The 21,873-nt window shown below is 69.9% G+C and carries 18 protein-coding genes and 1 tRNA gene; 9 read left to right on the top strand and 10 right to left on the bottom strand.

Translation table 11 applies throughout. The features are described from left to right. Window positions 1-606 precede the first annotated feature (606 nt). Complete coding sequence (locus tag ACWHMB_RS12630) at window positions 607-3,867, top strand: efflux RND transporter permease subunit (protein WP_377478653.1); 3,261 nt, start codon at window positions 607-609, stop codon at window positions 3,865-3,867. 172 nt (window positions 3,868-4,039) lie between these two features. On the opposite strand, the gene ACWHMB_RS12625 is transcribed toward ACWHMB_RS12630, so the two are convergent. Continuing rightward, window positions 4,040-4,396: a hypothetical protein gene (locus ACWHMB_RS12625; RefSeq protein WP_377478651.1), complete on the bottom strand. Its 357-nt coding sequence runs from the start codon at window positions 4,394-4,396 to the stop codon at window positions 4,040-4,042. Between the two features lie 188 nt (window positions 4,397-4,584). On the opposite strand from ACWHMB_RS12625, the gene ACWHMB_RS12620 reads away from it, so the two are divergent. After that, window positions 4,585-5,364: an ion channel gene (locus ACWHMB_RS12620; protein WP_377478649.1), complete on the top strand. Its 780-nt coding sequence runs from the start codon at window positions 4,585-4,587 to the stop codon at window positions 5,362-5,364. Further along, complete coding sequence (locus tag ACWHMB_RS12615) at window positions 5,364-6,830, top strand: efflux transporter outer membrane subunit (RefSeq protein ID WP_377478647.1); 1,467 nt, start codon at window positions 5,364-5,366, stop codon at window positions 6,828-6,830. The genes ACWHMB_RS12620 and ACWHMB_RS12615 overlap by 1 nt, the downstream gene beginning before the upstream one ends. Window positions 6,831-6,939: 109 nt before the next feature. Here the strand turns inward: ACWHMB_RS12615 and nth are convergent, their stop codons facing one another. Next, entirely contained in the window at window positions 6,940-7,578 is a 639-nt protein-coding gene (gene nth, locus ACWHMB_RS12610; protein ID WP_377478645.1) for an endonuclease III, read from the bottom strand. A 27-nt stretch (window positions 7,579-7,605) separates the two neighbouring features. On the opposite strand from nth, the gene ACWHMB_RS12605 reads away from it, so the two are divergent. Then, window positions 7,606-8,697 (top strand): glycosyltransferase, encoded by a 1,092-nt coding sequence (locus ACWHMB_RS12605; protein WP_377478643.1) that lies wholly within the window; start codon window positions 7,606-7,608, stop codon window positions 8,695-8,697. A 70-nt stretch (window positions 8,698-8,767) separates the two neighbouring features. Here the strand turns inward: ACWHMB_RS12605 and ACWHMB_RS12600 are convergent, their stop codons facing one another. The 4 genes from ACWHMB_RS12600 to ACWHMB_RS12585 form a co-directional block, all read right to left on the bottom strand. Continuing rightward, entirely contained in the window at window positions 8,768-8,989 is a 222-nt protein-coding gene (locus tag ACWHMB_RS12600) for a hypothetical protein (RefSeq protein ID WP_377478641.1), read from the bottom strand. An 853-nt stretch (window positions 8,990-9,842) separates the two neighbouring features. After that, window positions 9,843-10,622, bottom strand: a complete 780-nt coding sequence (locus ACWHMB_RS12595; RefSeq protein WP_293223922.1) for an IPTL-CTERM sorting domain-containing protein — start codon at window positions 10,620-10,622, stop codon at window positions 9,843-9,845. Window positions 10,623-10,955: 333 nt separating this feature from the next. Beyond that, window positions 10,956-11,031, bottom strand: a tRNA-His gene (locus tag ACWHMB_RS12590). A 107-nt stretch (window positions 11,032-11,138) separates the two neighbouring features. Further along, on the bottom strand, window positions 11,139-11,840 hold the full coding sequence (locus ACWHMB_RS12585) for a Bax inhibitor-1 family protein (RefSeq protein ID WP_377478639.1): 702 nt from the start codon (window positions 11,838-11,840) through the stop codon (window positions 11,139-11,141). A gap of 232 nt (window positions 11,841-12,072) precedes the next feature. Between ACWHMB_RS12585 and ACWHMB_RS12580 the strand changes: the two genes are divergently transcribed. Next, complete coding sequence (locus ACWHMB_RS12580; protein ID WP_293223359.1) at window positions 12,073-12,483, top strand: heme-binding protein; 411 nt, start codon at window positions 12,073-12,075, stop codon at window positions 12,481-12,483. Between the two features lie 84 nt (window positions 12,484-12,567). Here ACWHMB_RS12580 and ppsR read toward each other — a convergent pair whose 3' ends face one another. Then, window positions 12,568-13,389, bottom strand: a complete 822-nt coding sequence (gene ppsR / locus ACWHMB_RS12575; RefSeq protein ID WP_293223357.1) for a posphoenolpyruvate synthetase regulatory kinase/phosphorylase PpsR — start codon at window positions 13,387-13,389, stop codon at window positions 12,568-12,570. 192 nt (window positions 13,390-13,581) lie between these two features. Between ppsR and ppsA the strand changes: the two genes are divergently transcribed. The 3 genes from ppsA to ACWHMB_RS12560 are packed head-to-tail and all read left to right on the top strand — an operon-like array spanning window position 13,582 to window position 18,323. Next, window positions 13,582-15,972 carry a phosphoenolpyruvate synthase gene (ppsA, locus tag ACWHMB_RS12570; RefSeq protein WP_447648552.1) on the top strand — a complete coding sequence of 797 codons (2,391 nt, stop codon included), beginning with the start codon at window positions 13,582-13,584 and terminating at the stop codon, window positions 15,970-15,972. Window positions 15,973-15,994: 22 nt separating this feature from the next. Continuing rightward, window positions 15,995-16,264 (top strand): DUF4212 domain-containing protein, encoded by a 270-nt coding sequence (locus ACWHMB_RS12565; RefSeq protein ID WP_293223353.1) that lies wholly within the window; start codon window positions 15,995-15,997, stop codon window positions 16,262-16,264. After that, window positions 16,245-18,323, top strand: a complete 2,079-nt coding sequence (locus ACWHMB_RS12560) for a VC_2705 family sodium/solute symporter (RefSeq protein WP_447648551.1) — start codon at window positions 16,245-16,247, stop codon at window positions 18,321-18,323. The genes ACWHMB_RS12565 and ACWHMB_RS12560 overlap by 20 nt, the downstream gene beginning before the upstream one ends. A 146-nt stretch (window positions 18,324-18,469) precedes the next feature. Here ACWHMB_RS12560 and ACWHMB_RS12555 read toward each other — a convergent pair whose 3' ends face one another. Continuing rightward, complete coding sequence (locus ACWHMB_RS12555; RefSeq protein ID WP_293223349.1) at window positions 18,470-19,039, bottom strand: DNA-3-methyladenine glycosylase; 570 nt, start codon at window positions 19,037-19,039, stop codon at window positions 18,470-18,472. An 88-nt stretch (window positions 19,040-19,127) separates the two neighbouring features. Here ACWHMB_RS12555 and acuI point away from each other — a divergent pair, with 88 nt between their 5' ends. Next, window positions 19,128-20,114 (top strand): acrylyl-CoA reductase (NADPH), encoded by a 987-nt coding sequence (acuI, locus tag ACWHMB_RS12550; protein ID WP_293223347.1) that lies wholly within the window; start codon window positions 19,128-19,130, stop codon window positions 20,112-20,114. Window positions 20,115-20,234: 120 nt separating this feature from the next. Here acuI and ACWHMB_RS12545 read toward each other — a convergent pair whose 3' ends face one another. Then, complete coding sequence (locus ACWHMB_RS12545) at window positions 20,235-21,557, bottom strand: lipase family protein (protein WP_377478635.1); 1,323 nt, start codon at window positions 21,555-21,557, stop codon at window positions 20,235-20,237. Window positions 21,558-21,663: 106 nt separating this feature from the next. Further along, a complete protein-coding gene (locus ACWHMB_RS12540; protein WP_293223343.1) occupies window positions 21,664-21,873 on the bottom strand; it encodes a DUF2788 domain-containing protein in 210 nt (69 codons plus the stop codon).

Raw genomic sequence — 21,873 nt, 5'->3', positions numbered from 1 at the left:
GAAAAGAAGGCAAAAGAAAGGCGACCCCACTGGCCGCGTCCCTTCGCTTCGCTGCGGGCAACCTGCGATGCTCGCGCCTGGGGCGGTGCTGCGGAACTCGCTTCGTTCACTGCGTTCACTTCGCTCAGACAACCGCAGCAAGTCAGAGCACGAAGCATGGGCATGCTGCGCTGCCCATGCCCGCCCCAGCCGCTGCGCTTCTCGGCACGGCCAGAGGGGAGTTCAAAGCCGGGGCCGAGCGCAGCGATGGCCCGCATCAAAACCCCTGTGGCTGCGCCTGCGGCGCGGTGTTTGCGGGGTGGCGCGTGCACCGCAGGATGCACGCGCTTCGTGGACTGACTCGCCGCGGTTGTCTGAACGGAGCGCGCCAGCGCGCAGTGAGTTCTGCGGCGCACCCCGCAAGCGCCGTGACGCAGGTTTGCCCCGAAGCGAAGCGCAGGGGTCGCAGACTTGGGGTCGCTTTTCTTTGGTTCCTTTCTTTGGCGAGACAAAGAAAGGGACTGCGCCGCCGGGCGCATATCCCGGCCGACAGCGCATCCAGCGCCGCTGGCCCCTCACCCCCACCCTCTCCCCAAAGGGGCGAGGGAGTGAAGTCGGGGAGGGCGCATGAACCTCTCGCGCCCCTTCATCCAGCGCCCCATCGCCACCGTGCTGCTCACGCTCGGCCTGGCGCTGGCGGGCATCGCGGCGTTTTTTGCGCTGCCGGTGGCGCGGCTGCCGGCGGTGGACTTTCCGGTCATCTTCGTCAGCGCGCGCATGGCCGGGGCCTCGCCGGCCGACATGGCGCGCACCGTCGCCACGCCGCTGGAGCGCACGCTGGGCACCATCGCCGGCGTCAACGAGATGACCAGCAGCTCCAGCACCGGCTCGTCGCGCGTGGTGCTGCAGTTCGACCTGAACCGCAACATCGACAGCGCCGCACGCGACGTGCAGGCGGCCATCAACGCCGCGCGCATCGACCTGCCGGCCAACCTGCGCACCAACCCGACCTACCGCAAGGCCAACCCGGCGGCGCAGCCCTTTCTGATCCTGGCGCTGACCTCCAAGTCGCGCACGCCGGGCCAGATCTACGACGCGGTGAGCAACATCGTCAGCCAGCGCCTGCTGCAGGTCGAAGGCGTGGGCGACGTGGAACTGGGCGGCGGCTCGCTGCCGGCGGTGCGGGTCGAACTGAACCCGTTCGCGCTGGCCAGCCTGGGCATCAGCGCCGAGGACGTGCGTGCCGCCATCCAGGCCAACAACGCCAACCGGCCCAAGGGCGTGGTCGAGGTGGGCGATGCCGACGACGGCCGCGCGCTGCAGGTGCTGACCCCGCCGCCCGGCCTGCGCGCGGCCGACTACAGCGGCCTGATCGTGGGCCTGCGCGACGGGCAGGAGGTGCGCCTGAATCAGGTGGCGCGCGTGATCGACAGCGTGCAGGACACGCGCACGCGCGGCATGTTCAACGGCGAACCGGCCATCGTGGTCAGCGTGACGCAGCAGCCGGGCGCCAACCTGATCGCCACCGCCGACGCCATCGACGAGCTGCTGCCGCAGCTGCGCGCGCAACTGCCGCCCGACATCGAGCTGGCGGTGGCGATCGACCGCACGGGCTCGATCCGCGCCTCGGTGTCCGAGGTCGAGATCACCCTCGTCATCGCGGTGCTGCTGGTGGTGGCCGTGGTGGGGCTGTTCTTGCGCAACCTGCGCGCGGCGGTGATTCCGGCGGTGGCCACCGGGGTGTCGCTGCTGGGCACCTTCGGCGTGATGTACGCGCTGGGCTATTCGCTCAACAACCTCAGCCTGATGGCGCTGACCGTGGCCACCGGCTTCGTGGTGGACGACGCCATCGTGGTGCTGGAGAACATCTCGCGCCACCTCGAGCGCGGACAGACGCGCGTGCGCGCCGCGCTGGAGGGCGCGCGCGAGGTGGGTTTCACGGTGCTGACGATCAGCGTGTCGCTGGTGGCGGTGTTCATTCCGCTGCTGTTCATGGGCGGGCAGGTGGGGCGGATGTTCCGCGAGTTCGCGGTCACGCTGTCGAGCGCGGTGGGCATCTCGCTGGTGATCTCGCTCACCACCACGCCCATGCTGTGCGCCATGCTGCTGCCGGCGGGCGACGCGCCGGCGCCGCAGCGCCGATCGGCGGCCGGCCGCCTGCGCGCGCGCCTGGGCGCCTGGCTGCAGGGCGGCGAGCGCTGGCTGATGCGCACCTATGCGCGCTCGCTCGACTGGTCGCTGGCCTCGCCCTGGCTGGTGGTGCTGGTGCTGGCGGTGGTGGTGGGCCTGAACGGCTATCTGTTCACGCGCATCACCAAGGGCTTTTTCCCCGAGCAGGACAACGGCCAGCTGATTGCCGGGCTGCGCGCCGACCAGAGCATTTCATCGGCCGCCATGGCCGACAAGCTGCAGCAGGCGGTGGACATCATCCGCGCCGATCCGGCCATCGGTACGGTGGTGGCGTTCTCGGGCGGCTCGCGCGCGGGTGGCGGCTTTCTGTCCGCGGCGCTCAAACCGCCCGCGCAGCGCGCCCAGGGCGACAGCACGCGCGCCGTCATCAACCGGCTGCGCCCGCAGCTGGGGCGCATCACCGGGCTGCGCGTGTTCCTGGGGCCGGTGCAGGAACTGCGCATGGGCGGGCGCAGCAGCAACAGCACCTACCAGTTCACGCTCAAGGCCGACAACCAGGCCGACCTGAAGACCTGGGTGCTGAAGCTGGCGGCGCAGATGAAGCTCGATCCGCGCCTGACCGACGTCGACGACGACCAGAGCGACAACGGGGTCGAAACCTTCGTCCAGGTGGACCGCGGCAAGGCCACCAGCCTGGGCGTGCCGCTGGGCAGCATCGACGCCGCGCTGTACGACGCCTTCGGCCAGCGCCAGGTGGCCACCATGTACAGCGACCTGAACCAGTATTCGGTGGTGATGGAGTGGGCGCCGCGCTACGCCCAGGCACCCGTGGTGCTGAACGACGTGCAGGTGCCGGCCAGGGCGGCGCCGGCGCCCGCGGCCCGCGATAGCAGCAGCACGACGTCAAACGGCACGGCCGCAGCCGGCACCTCGGCCAATCCGGGCCTGCGCAATGCCTCGGTGGGGCAGCCCATTTCGACGGCGGCCGCTTCGATGGTGCCGCTGTCGGCGTTCGCGCAGTTCTCGGAGCGCGCCGTGCCCACCAGCGTGTTTCATGACGGCGGCGAGCTGTCGTCCACGCTGTCGTTCGATGTGGCCGACGGCGTCTCGATCGAGCAGGGCCGCCAAGCGGTGCTGGAGGCGGTGGACGCCATCGGCATGCCCAACAACGTGCGCGGCGCCTTCAGCGGCGCGGCCGCGGCGGCGCAGCAGACGCAGTCGCAGCAGCTGCTGCTGATCGTGGCCGCCATCGTGGTGATCTACATCGTGCTGGGCATGCTGTACGAAAGCCTGATCCACCCCATCACGGTGCTCACCACGCTGCCCAGCGCGGGCTTCGGCGCCGTGCTGGCGCTGCTGGCGCTGCGCATGGAGTTCTCCATCATGGCGCTGATCGGCGTCTTTCTGCTGATCGGCATCGTCAAGAAAAACGCCATCCTCATCATCGACTTCGCCCTGGCCGCCGAGCGCGGGCGCGGCCTCACGGCCACGCAGGCGGTGCGCGAGGCCTGCCTGCTGCGCTTTCGCCCGATCCTGATGACCACCCTGGCCGCCGGCCTGGGCGCGCTGCCGCTGGCCATCGGCTTCGGCCAGGGCTACGAGCTGCGCCAGCCGCTGGGCGTGACCATCATCGGCGGCCTGATCGCCAGCCAGCTCCTGACCCTGCTGACCACACCGGTGGTCTATGTGCTGCTGGACAAGCTGCGCCGCCGCCGCGCCGATGAAGCGCAATTGGCGCAGGCGGTGGTGCCCGGGTAACGTCACCGCGATGGATTCGGCGCCGGATGCTGTGCCATCGACACGGGTCCGAAGGCCGCGGAGCAGGCCATGCCAGCGATCGCCGTGGAAGGGCTTTGCCCGACCACGGGCGATGCCCCCTCGCAGGGGGGAGGCGAAGCGGAACGCAGTTCGCGCAGCCTGGGGGTGGTTGTCATCTCACCCAGTGGCCGCCGTGCAAGGCCCAGCCGCCGCGCGGGCCGCGCTCCCAGTAGCGCGCCTGCCAGTGATAGCCGGGGCGCGGGCGCACGTAGCGGCCCGGCACCCACACGTGGCGCCCGCCGTACCAGTTCCAGTAGCCGCCGATCCACACCGCGCCGACGTACGGGGCGGCCGGCACCACCTCGTACTGCGGCGTGGGCGGCTCGACCGTGGTGTAGACGTCGCCGTCGGCCACTGCCACCGGCGCCGGCACCACGGCGCAGCCGCCGAGCAGGGCGCTGGCGGCCAGCAGGGCGGCGGCGCCCCAGCGCAGGGTGGGGCGGGCCAGGGGTGGATGCAATGCGGACATGAGGCGCTCCGGTCGAAAACGGGTTTGCGAGGGCAGACCCACGCTGACCCAACGGGGCGTTTGCGCCCAGCGTCGACGCGCTTTACGAAACTTTGCGCGCCCGACGGGGATCGTTGAATCCGTGTGTTCATGCTCGGCTCTGCCTTGCCGGTGCGCCGCACCGCTCTGGGCCCGACCGCCTTTTCGTCATGTTGTTTCGCACTCCCTCGGGGCCCGTCGGCCCGGCGCCGACGGCGCGTTTGCCGCGGCCCTGGCGCGCCGTTACCTGGCGCAGCCTGCTGCTGCTCTTGCTGGCCCAGACCCTCACGCTGTTCGTCGCCCTGCCGCTGTCCTCGTTTCGGGTCTCGGGCCTGGTGCTGGCCGACGTGTGCCGCCTGGCCTTTGCCGGCGTCTGCATCCGGGTGTTCACGCGCAACCGCTGGGTGCGCGCGCTGCTGGTGGCGGGCCTGATCGGCATCGTCGGCATTCCGGCACTGGCGCGTCACGCCGACGGCTATCACGCGCTGGTGCACCAGCACGAATGGCTGACCTGGACGGTGGCGCTGTTCAACGCCACGGTGACGGTGCTGGTGGCGCGCTACGTCTTCGGGCCCGGCCGGGTGGGCGCCGACCGCGTGCTGGGCGCCATCCTGATCTACCTGAATCTGGCGGCGCTGTTCGCCAACGCCTACGACCTGATGGTGCTGCTGCAGCCCGGCGCGATCAGCGGGTTGTCGGCGCTGTCGGCGGTGGACATGCCCGACAAGCGCGCGGCCGAGCTGGCCTACTTCAGCCTCAGCACCATCACCTCCACCGGCTGGGGCGACCTGACGCCGCTGCACCCGCTGGCGCGCGGGCTGGCCAATTTCGAGGCCGTCATCGGTCAGCTGTTTCCCGCCACCCTGGTGGCGCGGCTGATCGGCCTGCACTTGGCGCAGGGCGGGCGGCGCGCGCGAGCGCGCAAGCCGTCCGATTCGCCGCCACCATAATGACCACTGTCGATTCGCTCACCGCCACCATGCCCGCTGCCCGCAACCCGCCGCCTCGCGCCCCGCTTGCCCCGCTCGCCCTGGCGCTTGCCGCGGGCCTGCTGCTGGCGGCCTGCGCCGCGCCGGCGCCCGAGCACGCGCCCAGCGCGCCGCTGTCCACCGGCTGGAAGAGCGCGCCGCCGCCCGGCTGGATCAGCACCGCCGATGCGCCCGCGGCCTGGCAGGAGGGCCGCTGGTGGGCGCTGTTTGCCGACGCGCCGCTCGATGCGCTGATGCCGCGCGTCGACGTGGGCAACCAGAACCTGGCACAGGCCGTGGCCAACGTGGCGCAGGCGCAGGCGCTGCTGCGCCAGGCCGAGTCGCAATTGGGGCCCACACTGGGCGCGCAGCTGGGCGCGCAGCGCAGCGGCGATCCGGCGGGCGGCGCGGCCAACCTGGGCCTGACGGCCAGCTGGGCGCCCGACCTGTGGGGCCGCCTGGCCGCCGGCGTGCAGGCGCAGGGCGCGCGCGTGCAGGCCAGCCAGGCCGACCTGGCGGCCGCGCGCCTGGCCGCGCAGGGCAGCCTGGCCAGCGCCTACTTTCGCGTGCGCGAGGCCGACGTCGAGCTGCAGCTGCTGGACGAGATCATCACCGGCTACCGGCGCGCCGTCGGCATCACGCAAAACCGCTATGACGCGGGCGTGGCGGCGCACACCGACCTGCTGCAGGCGCGAAGCACGCTGGAGAACGCGCTGGGCAGCCGCGCCGCGCTGCAGGCCAGCCGCGACACCAGCGAGCAGGCCATCGCCCTGCTGATCGGCGAGCCGCCGGCGCAGTTCACGCTGGCGCGCGCGCCCTGGCAGGCCACGGTGCCGGCGCTGCCGCTGGACATGCCCTCCGAGCTGTTGCTGCGCCGCCCCGACGTGGCGTCCAGCGAGCGCGCGGTGGTGGCCGCCAACGCCAACATCGGCGCCGCGCGCGCGGCCTACTTTCCCAGCCTCAACCTCACGGCCGGCCTGGGCGGCAAGGCCGGCAGCCTGGCCACGCTGGCCTCGGCGCCCACGCTGGCCTGGTCGCTGGGCGCGGCGCTGGCGCAGACCCTGCTCGACAACGGAGCGCGCGACGCCGCGGTCGAGCAGGCCCGCGCCGCGCACCAGGCGGCCACGGCCAGCTACCGGCAAAGCGTGCTGACGGCCCTGGGCCAGGTCGAGAGCCAGCTGACCGCGATGGCCGCGCTGGCGACGCAGATCGAACATGCCCACGCTGCCGCGCTGGCCGCGCACGGCGCCGAGCAGCGCATCCTGAACAGCTACCAGGCGGGGCTGTCGGCCTACACCGACGTGGTCACCGCGCAGGCCAACGCCCTGGGCGCGCGCCGCAGCGAGCTGCAGCTGCAGCTGCAGCGCCAGCAGGCGGCGGTGGGCTTGATCCAGGCCCTGGGCGGCGGCTGGCAGGCGCCGTGGGGCGAGGCCGCGGCCTCGAGCTGAGTGGGCGGCGCCCTGGAGCCCGCGTGGGTCGGGGCACGCCGCATGCTTCGATAAATATAGCTGCTGGCGCAGATTCAGCGGGCGCTGGAGCCCGATTTATCATCCATCTTCAAGGCGCCGGCGTCTTGGGCTCGAAGTCGCAGCAATCGGCCACCGCGCACTGCCAGCAGCGCGGCGTGCGCGCCACGCACACGTAGCGCCCGTGCAGGATCAGCCAGTGGTGCGCGTGCGCCAGGTACTGGGGCGGCACGCGCTGCAGCAGCTGGTGCTCCACCGCCAGCGGCGTCTTGCCCGGCGCCAGGCCGGTGCGGTTGGCGACGCGAAAGATGTGCGTGTCCACCGCCATGGTGGGCTCGCCGAAGGCCACGTTCAGCACCACGTTGGCCGTCTTGCGGCCCACACCGGGCAACTGCTCCAACGCCTCGCGCGTGCGCGGCACCTCGCCGCCGTGATCGCGCAGCAGGATGGCGCAGGTCTGCATCAGGTGCCGCGCCTTGCTGCGGTACAGGCCGATGGTCTTGATGTGGCCTTCCAGCCCCTCCAGTCCCAGGTCGAGGATCTGCCGCGGCGTGTTGGCCACCGGAAACAGCCGCCGCGTGGCCTTGTTCACCCCCACGTCCGTAGCCTGCGCCGACAGCAGCACGGCCACCAGCAGCTCGAACACGCTGGTGTATTCCAGCTCGCTGGCGGGCAGCCGGTTGGCGGCCTGCAGGGTGGCGAAAAAGCGCTCGATCTGTTGGGTGTTCATGCCCCGGATTTTGCAAGAATCGGGGGCATGAACCGCCCCCGCATCTGCCTGAACATGATTGTCAAGAACGAGGCCCACGTCATCGAGCGCTGCCTGGCCTCGGCGCGCCCGCTGATCGACGCCTGGTGCATCGTCGATACCGGCTCCACCGACGGCACGCAGGACAAGATTCGCGCGCTGATGGCCGGCACCCCCGGCACGCTGCATGAGCGGCCGTGGAAGAATTTTGGCCACAACCGCAGCGAGGCGCTGCAATTGGCCCGTGCCGAGGGCAGCGACTACCTGCTGTTCATCGATGCCGACGAGTGGTTCGACGCCCCTGCCGGTTTTGCCTGGTCGCCGCTGGATGCCGATGCGTACGAGTTGCCCTGCCACTACGCCGGCATCGTCTACGCCCGCTGCGCGCTGGTGGCCACGCGCCTGGCTTGGCGCTGGGAAGGCGTGCTGCACGAATACCTGGCCAGCGAGCCGGCACACCAGCTGGCCGCGCTGAATCAGCCGCATATCGTCGTGCACCACGATGGCGCCCGTGCGCGCGACCCCGACACTTACCTGAAAGACATCGCCCTGCTGCAGGCCGCGCTGGCCGAGCAGCCGGACAACGCGCGCAACGTCTATTACCTGGCGCAGAGCCTGCGCGATGCGGGCCGTTTGGACGAGGCGCGCCAAGTTTATTTGCGCCGCGCCGGCATGGGCGGTTGGGACGAGGAGGCCTGGCACGCGCTGTATCAGGCGGCCGTGCTGCTCGATCGCCTGCAAGGCCCGCCCGCCGAGGTGCAGGCCGCCTACCTGGCGGCGTTCGAGGCGCGCCCCACGCGCGCCGAGCCGCTGGTTGAACTGGCCCGCTGGCACCGCGAGCGCCAGCAGCATGCCCAGGCCGCCTTTGTCGCCCAGTGGGCCGCCGCCATGCCGCGCCCGGCCGATCGCCTGTTTGTCGAGCCCGCGGTGTACGACTGGCGCGCGCTCGATGAACTGGCGGTCAGTGGCTTCTACGCCCGCTCGCCCGAGTTGAAGACCGCTGGCCACGCCGCCATGCGGCGCCTGATGGAGCGGATCGACGCCCTGCCGGACGAGGTGCGGGCAAGGGTGCGGGCCAATGCGGGGTTTTATGACCCGTGAGCCAGCCACTGGCCACTGTGCGCGCACAAAAAAGGGCGCCGCAGCGCCCTGGTGAATGTCTTGCCTTGAATCAGTTGATGATCGTCGGCAACGCGGGGACGTTGCCATAGTAGCCAGTCCAACTGAAAGTGCGGCTTGTACCGCCACCACCACCACTACCGCCGTATGACACCGACACGTTGATTTTGTCGCCGGCCACAAAACTGACCGATCCTGCGGCGGTGCAAGAGTCCGCACCAGCACCAATCGTGCAGGTGATCGACGTGTCTGTATTGTTGTTGCGCACGGTCACGGTCGCAGAGGACGTGCCGCCGGGGAGATTGCTCGATGTCGTTGCCGTGAAATTGCTCAGAACGCCAGCGACGCCGATTGTGTTCTGGTTGTTGGTGGACGTCGTAGTTGAAGCTGAAGTGCCCTGCAACTTGTAATACCGCGTCGTGGCGTCTCGCGATTGACTGCCCGTCCCTCCGCCGGCAATAGCGACCGAGAACCCGGCCGAGCCAGTGGCACCGGTTGCGCCTGTGGCACCGGTTGCGCCTGTGGTGCCTGTCGCGCCGGCAAGACCCGGAATACCTTGAGCTCCGGTTGGGCCCTGAACCCCTTGGGGGCCAGGAATCCCTTGAGGACCAGTCAGTCCTTGACTGCCTGTTGCACCGATGAAGCCGGTTGCTCCCGTTGCCCCGGCAGTTCCAGTCGGCCCGGTCGCCCCCATTGCGCCGGTGGCCCCGGTTGGTCCGGTCGCTCCCGTTGCGCCGGCGCCGGTTGGCCCGGTTACGCCCGTTGCACCGGTGGCCCCGGTCGGTCCAGTCACTCCCGTTGCGCCCGTGGCTCCGGTTGGGCCAGTGGCCCCCGTCGCGCCGATGGCTCCGGTCGGCCCGGTCGCCCCGTACGTCGACGGGCACGGCCCCAGCGCGCCACCGGCGGCCATGCAGACCACGTTGGCGGTCTGTTGGGCGCTGCCTGGCACGCCGGGCATGGTGACCGGACCATTCACCACCACGCCGCCACCGGCGGGCGGGGTGATGGTCACGTCCGCCGCCAGGGCGGGCATGGCGATGGTGGCCAGGGCGACGCCGGCGGCGGTTGCCAGCGCGTGGAGAGGGTAACGGTGCGTCATGATGAAGGGCCTTCCTGTATGTTCTGATTCAAGACTTGTTGCGGCGCGTGGCTGCAGCCAGACCGGCCAGGGCCAGGCTCATCAGCAGCAGCGTCCATTGCGAGGTGGTGGGAATGGGAGCGACACCGCCCGGCCCTGGTGGGGTGGGCGAGCCGAACCAGCGGCTGACCGGGCCTGCGCCCTGATTGGTCTGGCCGGCCGCCAACCACTGGCCGCTGGCGCTCATGCCGCGCACCGCCAGGTTGGCCAGGTTCTGCGTGCCGCCGGTCGGCAGGTTGATGTCGGCGCTCACGCTGCCCGGCGTGGTGGATTCAACGCGCAGCGGGGTGCCGGCAGCACCGGTCAGCGTCAGGGTCGACTGCACGGTCTGCACGCTGCCGGCGGCGAACTGCACCAGCTTGCCGGTGGTGCTGGTGATGCCGAGCGCATAGAAGCTGTTGTTGCCGCTGACGACCGAACTGGCGGCGCAGGCCGCGTTGTCGACGATGCTGACGGTGCCGGTACCTGCATTCAGCGTGCCGCCGTTGCTCCAGTTGCCGGCCAGGCTGATCGAGCCGCTGCTCAGTGTCAGGCTGCCGGCGGCACCGATCTGCACGTGTCGCACGTTGGTGAGCGTGCCGCCCTGCAGGTCGAACGCGCCGTCGACGATGACGTCGGTGCACGCGAGGTCCATCGAGCCGCCGGCGAGCCCGGAACTGGCGCCCGCCGGCACCACATAATCCGCATGTGCCACGGCGGTGGCGAACAGCAGGCATGCCCCTGCAATGGGCCAGCGCGGCAAGGCGCCGCGCCGCTTGGATCGATTCATCTTGATCACCTCCCCTTTGCAGGGCCAAACTTGTTGTGGTGAGAAGGTATCAGGGCTGGGCCATACCCGTCAATTTGTAAACTGTGCAAGATTTCACGGTTTTGTCGACAGACCGCTCGCTATCGAATTTGTAGTTAGAACTTAAGGGTCTTTTGTGCAAGAACATGCGCCCAAACGGCCCGCCAGATTCACACCAAAAGGCAACGATTGGGGCCAGCGGAGACGATGTCTCGAATTGGCTACGGTCGGACCAGCGGCTCGTCGTGCTGCATGTGCACCGCGGCCAAAGAAAAAGCCCGCTATCGCGAAGATAGCGGGCTTTGCATCAATGTCTGGGGTGGCTGATGGGACTCGAACCCACGACGACCAGAATCACAATCTGGGACTCTACCAACTGAGCTACAGCCACCGCGTCAAGCCGTTGATTATAGCTTGCGTTTGCCTTCGGCCCGAGCGGCGGCGGCCATGAAAAAGCCCCGCGCGGGCGGGGCTTGCGGGTGAGAGGAAGAGCGCGCTTCAGTCGCTGCTGCCGCCCAGTCCCAGCAGGGCCAGCAGGCCCTGGAAGACGTTGAACAGGTCCAGGTACAGGGCCAGGGTGGCGCTGATGTAGTTGGTCTCGCCGCCGTCGATGATGCGCTTGAGGTCATACAGCATGTACAGGCTGAACACGCCCACGCACAGAGTGCTGATGACCAGCATGCCGGCGGTGGAGCCGACGAACACGTTGATGATGGCGCCGACGATGATGATCAGGGCGCCGACGAACAGCCACTTGCCCATGCCCGACAGGTCGCGCTTGATGAAGGTGGACAGGCTGGCCATGACGAAGAACACGCCGGCCGTGCCGGCCATCGCGGTCATCACCAGTTCGTGGCCGTTCTTGAAGCCCAGCACCATGGCGATCATGCGCGAGAGCATCAGGCCCATGAAGAAGGTGAAAGCCAGCAGCACGGGCACGCCGGCAGCCGAGTTCTTGGTCTTCTCGATCGCGTACATGAAGCCGAAGGCGCCGCCCAGGAACACCACCAGGCCCATGCCGCCGCCCAGGCCGGCGGTGATGCCGGTGGCCACGCCCAGCCAGGCGCCCAGCACGGTGGGGATCAGGCTGAGCGCCAGCAGCCAGTAGGTATTGCGCAGCACCTTGTTGCGCTGCGTCTGCAGGGAGCCGGCGCCGGGGGCGCCGAGCACATGGGGGGAGGGGGAAAAGCGGTCGGTCATGGTGTCCATCTCCTTGCTGTCGTCGGGCGGCAGCCACCGTGGCGGCCTGTCGGGGACATTGTACGTAGACTGTAGATGATCGCAAAAATTCCCTTTTCAAGGGCGTGGCTTGCCATTTTTGCCCGTTTGGCGCCCCGAACGATGGCTGGGGTTATGCTTCACATGCCCCGCCTTGCATACCGTCGTCCCGCGGTGGGTGCGGCAGCGCGGGGCACGACACCGTGAAACGACCATGAAATCGAAAGCAGTCCTGGAATCGGCCGAGATCAAGGCCATCGCCCAAGCCGCCGAGGCCGAGGCGCTGAAGAACCACTGGCGGGTGACGATCGCCATCGTCGACGACGGCGGCCATCTGCTGCACCTGAGCCGCCTGGACGGCGCCGCGCCCATGAGCGCGCTGGTGGCGCCCGCCAAGGCGCGCAGCGCGGCGCTGGGACGGCGGGAGAGCAAGGGCTACGAGGACATGATCAACGGCGGGCGCACGGCCTTCCTGTCGGTGCCCGGCATGGACGGCCTGATGGAAGGCGGCGTGCCCATCCTGGTGGACGGCCAGTGCGTGGGCGCGGTGGGCGTGAGCGGTGTCAAGTCGCCCGAGGACGCCCAGGTGGCGCGCGCTGGCGTGGCGGCGCTGGGCTTGTCATGATTGTGAATAAAATGTGGCTGTAACCCGCGTCTGAAAAGCGCGGACAGCTACTAAATTGATAGTTGTTACGACAACCGCGGATGGTCAGTAGTTGAGTCGCTCGGGCCGCACGTCCTGCAGGATGGTGGTGGCGATCTCCTCGATCGACTTGGTGGTGGTCGACAGCCAGCGGATGCCGGCGCGGCGCATCATGGCCTCGGCCTCGGCCACCTCCATGCGGCAGTTGTCCAGCGCGGCGTAGCGCGAGTTGGGGCGCCGCTCGGCGCGGATTTCGGCCAGGCGCTCGGGGGCGATGGTCAGGCCGAAGATCTTCTTGCGCCAGGGCGCCAGCGCCGAGGGCAGTTGCTGGCGCTCGAAGTCCTCCGGGATCAGCGGGTAGTTGGCCGCCTTCAGGCCGAACTGCATGGCCAGGTACAGGCTGGTCGGCGTCTTGCCGCTGCGGCTGACGCCCACCAGGATCACGTCGGCGCCGGCCAGGTCGCGGTGGCTCTGGCCGTCGTCGTGCTGCAGGCTGAAGTTGATGGCCTCGATGCGGTCGTGATAGGCCTGGTTGCGGCTGATGTCCGAAAAGCGCCCCACCCGGTGCAGGCTTTTCAGGCCCAGCTCGGCCTCGATCGGCTGCACGAAGGTGCCGAACATGTCCAGCAGCATGCCCTTGCAGCCCTCGCGCAGGATGGCCAGCATCTGCGGGTCGACCAGGGTGGTGAAGACGATCGGGCGGCGGCCTTCCACGTCGTGCACGTGGTTGATCTGGCGCACCACCTGGTGCGCCTTGTCGGGCGTGTCGGTGAAGGGCAGGCGCACGTGGCGCGGCGTGATCTCGAACTGCGCCAGGATGGCGTTGCCGAAGGTTTCGGCCGTGATGCCGGTGCCGTCGGAGACAAAGAAAACGGTGCGATGGGTCATGGCGTGCCTGGGGCTGCGGGCGGCCGGGTCGGCCGGCGCCCTTTTCTCTAGAATGGCGCCCATTATGCGAACCCGCCCCTCGCGCCCCCTTGGCCCGCGCCCCGCCGCCGGGCCGCGCGCGCGGCCGGCCGGCGGTGCTTCGCTGCGCGCCCCTTGCTGCGCACGCCGATTTTCAAACTCCGGAGCTTTCCCATGTCTGCACTTTTCGAGGCGACCGCCCTGGTCGTACCGTTTGAAAACCTGAGGATGACCGATGTCGAGGCGGTCGGCGGCAAGAACGCCAGCCTCGGCGAGATGATCTCGCAGCTGCCCCAGGGGGTGCGCGTGCCCACGGGCTTTGCCACCACAGCGCACGCGTTTCGCGAGTTTCTCAAGCATCGGGGCCTGCACGAGCGCATCAGCGCGCGCCTGGCCGCGCTGGACGTGGACGACGTGCGCGCGCTGGCCGAGGCGGGTGCCGAAATCCGCGGCTGGGTCGAGAGCCAACCCTTCCCGGCCGAGCTGGACCAGGCCGTGCGCGCCGCCTTTGCCGCGCTGTTGGCGGGCAATGCGCAGGCCAGTTTTGCCGTGCGCAGCTCGGCCACGGCCGAGGATCTGCCCGACGCCTCGTTCGCCGGCCAGCAGGAGACCTTCCTCAACGTGGTCGGCATCGAGGATGTGCTGCACAAGATGAAGGAGGTGTTCGCCAGCCTCTACAACGACCGCGCCATCAGCTACCGCGTGCACAAGGGCTTCGCGCACGACGTGGTGGCGCTGTCGGCCGGCGTGCAGCGCATGGTGCGCAGCGACCTGGGCGCGGCCGGCGTGATGTTCACCATCGACACCGAAAGCGGCTTCCAGGACGTGGTGTTCATCACCGCCAGCTACGGCCTGGGCGAGACGGTGGTGCAGGGCGCTGTCAACCCCGACGAGTTCTACGTGCACAAGCCCATGCTGCGCGCCGGCAAGCAGGCGCTGATCCGCCGCAACCTGGGCAGCAAGCTGATCCAGATGGTGTTTACCAGCGCCGAAGAAAAGGCGGCCAGCGGCAAGCTGGTCAAGACCGTGGACGTGCCCACCGAGCAGCGCAACCGCTTCAGCCTGAGCGATGCCGAGGTGCAGCAGCTGGCGCGCTACGCGCTGGTGATCGAGCAGCACTACGGCCGCCCGATGGACATCGAATGGGGCAAGGACGGCACGGACGGCCAGCTCTACATCCTGCAGGCGCGCCCCGAGACAGTGAAGAGCCAGGCGCAGGGCAAGACCGAGCACCGCTACAAGCTCAAGGGGCATGGGACGGTGCTCGCCGAGGGCCGCGCCATCGGCCAGAAGATCGGCACCGGCCCGGTGCGCATCGTGCACAGCACGGCCGAGATGGACCAGGTGCAGCCCGGCGACGTGCTGGTCACCGACATGACCGACCCCAACTGGGAGCCGGTGATGAAGCGCGCCAGCGCCATCGTCACCAACCGTGGCGGGCGTACCTGCCACGCGGCCATCATCGCGCGCGAGCTGGGCATCCCGGCCGTGGTGGGCTGCGGCAACGCCACCGAGACCCTGGCCGACGGCACCCTGGTGACGGTGAGCTGCGCCGAGGGCGACACCGGTCACATCTACGACGGCCTGCTGGAAACCGAGGTGACCGAGGTGCAGCGCGGCGCCATGCCGCCGATCGCCACCAAGATCATGATGAACGTCGGCAACCCGCAGCTGGCCTTCGACTTCGCGCAGCTGCCCAACGAAGGCGTGGGGCTGGCGCGGCTGGAGTTCATCATCAACAACAACATCGGCGTGCACCCCAAGGCCATCCTCGACTACCCGCAGGTCGACGCCGACCTGAAGAAGGCGGTCGAGAGCGTGGCGCGCGGCCATGCCAGCCCGCGCGCCTTCTACGTCGACAAGGTGGCCGAGGGCGTGGCCACCATCGCCGCGGCCTTCTGGCCCAAGCCGGTGATCGTGCGCCTGTCGGACTTCAAGAGCAACGAATACCGCAAGCTGATCGGCGGCAGCCGCTACGAGCCCGAGGAAGAAAACCCCATGCTGGGCTTCCGCGGCGCGGCGCGCTACATCAGCGACGACTTCCGCGAAGCCTTCGCGATGGAGTGCGAGGCCCTCAAGCGCGTGCGCGACGAGATGGGCCTGACCAACGTGCAGGTGATGGTGCCCTTCGTGCGCACGCTGGGCCAGGCCGAGCGCGTGGTCAAGCTGCTGGCCGAGCAGGGCCTCCAGCGCGGCGACAACGACCTGAAGGTGGTGATGATGTGCGAGCTGCCCAGCAACGCCATCCTGGCCGAGCAGTTCCTGCAGTTCTTCGACGGCTTCTCGATCGGCTCCAACGACCTGACCCAGCTCACGCTCGGGCTGGACCGCGACAGCGGCATGGAGCTGCTGGCGCACGACTTCGACGAGCGCGACCCGGCCGTCAAGGCCATGCTGGCGCGCGCCATCGCCGCCTGCAAGGCCGAGGGAAAGTATGTCGGCATCTGCGGCCAGGGCCCCAGCGACCACCCGGACTTCGCGCGCTGGCTGGCGGACGAGGGCATCGCCTCGATCTCGCTCAACCCCGACAGCGTGATCGACACCTGGACCTTGCTGGCGCAGTAGCCGCCCCGCCGTCACCCGCGCCATGGCCCCGCTGCCCGCCCCGCCGTCCAAGCCCGCGCGGGCGGCGCGCTGGCGCGCCCTGCTGCTGGCGCTGTGGGCGGTGGCGTCCTTCGGCGTGGCCTTTTTCGCGCGCGATCTGACGCAGGTGGTGGCCGGCTGGCCGCTCAACTACTGGTGGATGGCGCAGGGCAGCGTGCTGCTGTTCATCGCCGTGGTGGCCAGTTACGCCTTCTGGATGAACCGCCACCCCGAGGCCGACGACGAGGAGACGCATGAGCCGCCGCAGCCCTGATCCGGCCGCGGCGGGCGATGCGCGCCACCACCGCCTGATGGCGGTCTTCATCGTGGGTTTCCTGGCCTTTCTGGCGCTGATGGCCTGGGCCGAGCGCGCGGGCCTGTCGCGCGACTGGATCGGGCCGATCTTCCTGTTCTTGTCGGTGATGGCCTACGCCGGCATCGGCATCTACGCGCGCACCACCGACCCGCAGGAGTTCTACGTCGCCGGCCGGCGCATCCCCGCCATGTACAACGGCATGGCGACGGCGGCCGACTGGATGAGCGCGGCCTCCTTCATCAGCCTGTCGGGCGCGCTGTATCTGCAGGGCGTGTCGGGCACCGCCGCGCAGCCGGGCGGCCTGGCCTACGTGCTGGGCTGGACGGGCGGCTTTTGCCTGGTGGGCCTGCTGATCGCGCCGCGCCTGCGGGCGATGGAGCTGTACACCGTGCCCGATTTCTTCGCCGCGCGCTTCGGCGCCGGGCCGCGCCGGGTGGCGGTGCTGGGCGCGGTGGCCTGCTCGTTCATGTACGTGGTGGCGCAGATCTACGGCATCGGCCTGATCGCCTCGCGCCTGACGGGCGTGCAGTTCGAGATCGGCATCCTGCTCGGCCTGGGCGGCGTGCTGCTGTGCTCGTTTCTGGGCGGCATGCGCGCCATCACCTGGACGCAGACGGTGCAGTACGTGGTGCTGCTGCTGGCGTTCTTGATTCCGGTGTCCTGGCTGGCCTACAAGCAGCTGGGCACGCCCGTGGCGCCGCTGGCCTACGGCGCGCAGCTGCCCAAGATCGCCGAGCTGGAGGACGCGCTGATCGCGTCGCCGGCCGAGCAGCAGGTGCGCGCGGTGTTCGCCGCGCGTGCGCAGGAGCTGGCCCAGCGCCTGCAGGACCCGGCCGCCGCGCTGGCGCGCGAGCGCACCCGGCTGGACGCGCGGCTGCGCGCGCTCAAGGAGCAGGGCGCCGAGCTGTCGCAGCTGATGCAGGTGCGGCGCGAACTGACGGCGCTGCCGCACGACGCCGAGGCCGCGCGCGAGGCCTGGACGCGCGCCATGCAGGAGGCGCAGGAGCGCGCCCAGCCGCTGGGCGGCCTGCCGCGCCAGGGCCAGGCCTTCGCCGGCGACCCCGAGGGCACGCCGGCGCAGCGCGCCGCCTTCGACGTCTCGCGCCTGAACTTCCTGGCGCTGATGTTCTGCCTGATGGTGGGCACGGCCAGCCTGCCGCATCTGCTGACGCGCTTCTACACCACGCGCAGCGTGGCCGACACGCGCCGCTCGGTGGCCTGGTCGCTGCTGTTCATCGCGCTGCTGTACCTGGGCACGCCGGCGCTGGCGGTGCTGGTCAAGTACGAGGTGATGGAGCACCTGGTGGGCAGCCAGTTCGGCGAGCTGCCGGCCTGGATCGCCCAGTGGGCGCGCGTCGATCCGGGGCTGATCTCGGTGCAGGACGTCAACGGCGACGGCGTGCTGCAGTTCGGCGAAATCCGCCTGGGCGCCAACATGATCATGCTGGCCACGCCCGAGCTGGGCGGCCTGCCGTACGTGGTGTCGGGCCTGGTGGCCGCGGGCGGGCTGGCGGCCGCGCTGTCCACCGCCGACGGGCTGCTGCTGACCATCAGCAACGCGCTGGTGCACGACACCTCGCCGATCCGCGACAAGGTGGTGGTGGTGTCCGAAAACCGCGTCATCCTGTCCAAGTTCGCGCTGCTGGCCGCCGCCATGGTGGCCACCTTCGTGGCGGTGCTCAAGCCGGCCGAAATCCTGTCGCTGGTGACGGTGTCGTTCTCGCTGGCCGCCGCCACCTTTTTCCCGGGTCTGGTGACGGGCCTGTTCTGGCGCCGCGCCGGCACGCGCGCCGCCACCTGGGGCATGCTGGCGGGCGCCGGCGTCACCACGGGCTACATGCTGTGGACCCACCCGGGCCTGCGCGCCTGGTGGGGCCTGCCGCCCGGTGGGCTGTGGTGGGGCATCCACCCCATTTCGGCCGGCGTGTTCGGCGTGCCCCTGGGCTTCGCGGTGATCGGGCTGGGCTCGCTGCTGGAGCGCCGCGTCGTGGCGTTGCCCTCGGGCAACGCTGAATAAGTACCCGCGATGGCGCGCGCCCTGATTTGGGATGGGCTGCAAGACGCAAACCGCAGCCATAGCGGGGCTATGGCGAGGATTTGCAACGCCGCAGACCGCCCAAAGCAGGGATGCGCGACGCGCGAGGGGCTTGTTCAGCGTTGCCCTTAAAACTTCCGGCTGACGTAGCGTGAGCCGGCCAGGCCGAAGCGCCAGGGCAGGGCCTGCGCCTTGCTGATGCCGATGCGCGGACCGGCCACCACCGCGACGGGCTGCGCCGGATCGGGCGCATGCACCACGAAGGGCGGGCGGTCCAGCGGCAGGCCGTAGAAGGCCTTGTCGATGCCCAGCGCCTGGCCCACGCGGCCGGGGCCGGCGCACAGCAGGCGTTCGTCCTCCAGGCCGCGGCGCGCGCGCATCTGCGCCAGCCCCTGCGTGGGCTGCAGCGCGCGGATCAGCACGCCGGCGCCATGGCCTTCCTCGCGGCAGACGAAGTTCAGGCACCAGTGCAGGCCGTAGTTGAAGTACACGTAGGCGTGGCCCGGCGGGCCGAACATGGCACGGTTGCGCTCGGTGGGGCCGCGGTGCGTGTGCGCGGCGGCATCGCTCATGTCGTAGGCCTCGGTCTCGACGATCACGCCGCCCACGCCGTCGACCAGCAGGGTGGCACCGATCAGACGGCGCGCCACCTCGGGGGCGTCGCCGGCGAAGTCCTTGCTCTTGAGGGTGCGGGGCATGGGATGATCGGGGCTGGCAGGGGCGACGCCGGCGCGCGCCGCGTTGCCCTTGGATTGTCGGTCAACCCGTTTCATGAGGAGTCCCCACGTGTTCAAAGCCCTGTTGCTGACCAAGCCCGACGGCGGCGCGCTGCACTGCGCCATCACCGATCTCGAGGAAGCCGCGCTGCCGGCCGGCGAGGTGCGGGTGCAGGTGGCGGCATCCACCCTCAACTACAAGGACGCGCTGGCCATCACCGGCAAGGCGCCGGTGGTGCGCAGCTACCCCATGGTGCCGGGCATCGACTTCGCCGGCACGGTGCTGGAGTCCAGCGACCTGCGCTACCGCCAGGGCGACGCCGTGCTGCTCAACGGCTGGGGCGTGGGCGAGTCGCACTGGGGCGGCCTGGCGCAGCAGGCGCGTGTCAAGGCCGACTGGCTGGTGCCGCTGCCGGCCGGCCTGACGGCGGCGCAGGCCATGGCCATCGGCACCGCCGGCTACACCGCCATGCTGTGCGTGATGGCCCTGCAGCGGCACGGCGTGACGCCGCAGCAGGGCCCGGTGCTGGTGACCGGCGCCAACGGCGGCGTGGGCTCGATCGCCATTGCCCTGCTGGCGCGGCAGGGCTTCACGGTGCATGCCAGCACCGGCCGCCTTCATGAATCCGAGCACCTGAAGGCGCTGGGCGCCAGCGAGCTCATCGACCGCGCCACGCTCAGCGGGCCCGGCAAGCCGCTGCAGAAGGAGCGCTGGGCCGCGGCGGTGGACGCCGTGGGCAGCCACACCCTGGCCAACGTCTGCGCCAGCCTCCGCTACGGCGGCGTGGTGGCCGCCTGCGGCCTGGCCCAAGGCATGGACTTGCCGGCCAGCGTGGCGCCCTTCATCCTGCGCGGCGTCACGCTGGCGGGGGTGGACAGCGTGATGGCGCCCCACGCGCGCCGCGTGGAAGCCTGGCGCCGCCTGGCGCAAGAGCTGCCGGCTGAGGTGCTGGCCAGCAACACGCAAACCATCGGCCTGGCGCACGCCGCCGGCACGGCCGCCGAGCTGCTGGCCGGCCGCGTGCGCGGGCGCGTGGTGGTCGATGTGAATCGCTGAGCTGGCGGCGGAGCGGGATCAGGCCGTCGGGGCACCCGGCTCCGTTCATGTCCCCCACCGGCCTGCGGCCGGCTCCGCCTTGGCGCACCACCGCCCGGCGTTGTCAACGCATTGTTTGCGTCAGCGCACCTGATTGAAGAACTGCCGCGCCGCCGCCATGCAGAACGGCGGCTCGTAGGTGCCGTGGTAGGCGCCGTAGTAGGCGGCGAACTCGGGCGAGGCGGGGTCGGTGGGCGCCTTGCCGCCGGGGCCGAACACGGCCTGGATTTGAGCGTCGACGTCGACCGAACCGACGTTCTTGACCCCGTTGGCCTGGAAGTTGGCGAACATCGGCAGCTGGTGCACCGCCGGCGGCACCGTGGGGTCGCCGGCGCCGCCGCACAGCAGCGTCGGGGCCTTGGGCTTCCAGTTGAACAGGGTGTTCTTTTGCGCGTCCACGCTGATGCCGGCCTTGTCGTTGGTCTGCATCATCTGCAGGAAGGCCGGCTGCATCAGCGCGTCGCGCGCCTGGTTGGGCGTGCCGCCGGGCAGCTTGCCCGAGGTGACCAGGGTGGTGTAGGTGTAGGTGGGGCTGGGCAGCAGGTTCTCGATGCCGGTGACGTAGGGCGCCTTGAACGCGTCCTCGGGCTTGTCGTAGACGTTGCCGTACACCTTTTGCCACGAGGTGATGATGAAGGGCACGAAGAACTGGTAGCCGGCGATGGCGTCGGGCACCTTCATGGCGCCGGCCAGGTTGTAGGGGCCGGCCAGGTGGGCGCCGGCCACCAGGTTGATCTCGCCGGCGTTGGCGGCCTCGGCGGTGCGCTGCGTGGCCATCGACGAATGCCCGCCCTGCGAGTAGCCGCTGACCATCACCTTGCCCGAGAAGGCGACGCCGACGGCACCCGCCGCGTTGCGCGCCGCGCGGATCGAGTCGATGACGGCGCTGGCCTCGGAGTCGGCGTGCAGGTAGGGGTGGTAGGCGTAGGTGGACTGCGCGTAGCCCAGGTAGTCGCTGGCCACCACCGAATAGCCCTGCGCCGCGTAGAAGGCGGCCAGCAGCAGGGTCTCGGCGTTGTTCGGGTCGGCCATGGTGATCGGCTTGGACACCACGGTGCCGTGGGCGTAGGCCAGCAGCGGCGTGGCGGCGGTGGCGCAGGTCGAGCCCAGCGGGCCGGTGGGCACCATCAGCGCGCCCGACGAATTGGCGCCCGGCTCGCCCTTGGCGCCGATGGTGGCGTAGTTGAGTGCCAGGATCTTCACGCCGCAGGTGGCCTTGCCGGTCAGCGCCTGCAGGCCGCTGGCCGCCGTGGCGGCGTCGATCTGATCGGGCGTCAAATCGGCCACCACGCGCGCCGGGTCCAGCAGCTCGCCGCGCCTGGGGCCGGCCGGCTCGTCCGAGCCGCCGCAGGCGACCAGCAGGGCCGCGGCCGCGGCGATGGCAGACAGTTGAAGCAGTTTCATGGCGTCCCTCTCGTGGTTGAAGCAAAGCGCTCAAGCCACGCATCGTGCAAAGGCACGCGCCGCGCAGCCATAGGGGATAACGCGAGGTGAGGGGGTCGGCCGCACCTCAGTGCTCCAGCACCCACTCGATGATGAGCTTGGCGACGAAGCCCACCATGCCGAAGGCCAGCGCCAGGAACAGCACGAAGGTGCCGAACTTGCCGGCCTTCGACTCCCAGGCCAGGTGACCGATGATGAACAGCATGTAGGCCATGAACGCGCCGACGCCGAAGGTGAGGCCGAACCAGGCAATCTGCTCCTCGCTGAAGCCGAACAT

It is taken from the genome of Ottowia pentelensis, assembly GCF_964341695.1.
The sequence above is the reverse complement of the archived record's forward strand: the minus strand, read 5'-3'. Positions and strand labels throughout refer to the sequence as shown.

Bases quoted from the DNA above. Each gene is read 5' to 3' on its own strand.
- ACWHMB_RS12630 (WP_377478653.1), top strand. From the start codon at position 607: ATGAACCTCTCGCGCCCCTTCATCCAGCGCCCCATCGCCACCGTGCTG.
- ACWHMB_RS12625 (WP_377478651.1), bottom strand. From the start codon at position 4,396: ATGTCCGCATTGCATCCACCCCTGGCCCGCCCCACCCTGCGCTGGGGC.
- ACWHMB_RS12620 (WP_377478649.1), top strand. From the start codon at position 4,585: ATGTTGTTTCGCACTCCCTCGGGGCCCGTCGGCCCGGCGCCGACGGCG.
- ACWHMB_RS12615 (WP_377478647.1), top strand. From the start codon at position 5,364: ATGACCACTGTCGATTCGCTCACCGCCACCATGCCCGCTGCCCGCAAC.
- nth (WP_377478645.1), bottom strand. From the start codon at position 7,578: ATGAACACCCAACAGATCGAGCGCTTTTTCGCCACCCTGCAGGCCGCC.
- ACWHMB_RS12605 (WP_377478643.1), top strand. From the start codon at position 7,606: ATGAACCGCCCCCGCATCTGCCTGAACATGATTGTCAAGAACGAGGCC.
- ACWHMB_RS12595 (WP_293223922.1), bottom strand. From the start codon at position 10,622: ATGAATCGATCCAAGCGGCGCGGCGCCTTGCCGCGCTGGCCCATTGCA.
- ACWHMB_RS12585 (WP_377478639.1), bottom strand. From the start codon at position 11,840: ATGACCGACCGCTTTTCCCCCTCCCCCCATGTGCTCGGCGCCCCCGGC.
- ACWHMB_RS12580 (WP_293223359.1), top strand. From the start codon at position 12,073: ATGAAATCGAAAGCAGTCCTGGAATCGGCCGAGATCAAGGCCATCGCC.
- ppsR (WP_293223357.1), bottom strand. From the start codon at position 13,389: ATGACCCATCGCACCGTTTTCTTTGTCTCCGACGGCACCGGCATCACG.
- ppsA (WP_447648552.1), top strand. From the start codon at position 13,582: ATGTCTGCACTTTTCGAGGCGACCGCCCTGGTCGTACCGTTTGAAAAC.
- ACWHMB_RS12565 (WP_293223353.1), top strand. From the start codon at position 15,995: ATGGCCCCGCTGCCCGCCCCGCCGTCCAAGCCCGCGCGGGCGGCGCGC.
- ACWHMB_RS12560 (WP_447648551.1), top strand. From the start codon at position 16,245: ATGAGCCGCCGCAGCCCTGATCCGGCCGCGGCGGGCGATGCGCGCCAC.
- ACWHMB_RS12555 (WP_293223349.1), bottom strand. From the start codon at position 19,039: ATGCCCCGCACCCTCAAGAGCAAGGACTTCGCCGGCGACGCCCCCGAG.
- ACWHMB_RS12545 (WP_377478635.1), bottom strand. From the start codon at position 21,557: ATGAAACTGCTTCAACTGTCTGCCATCGCCGCGGCCGCGGCCCTGCTG.
- ACWHMB_RS12540 (WP_293223343.1), bottom strand. From the start codon at position 21,873: ATGTTCGGCTTCAGCGAGGAGCAGATTGCCTGGTTCGGCCTCACCTTC.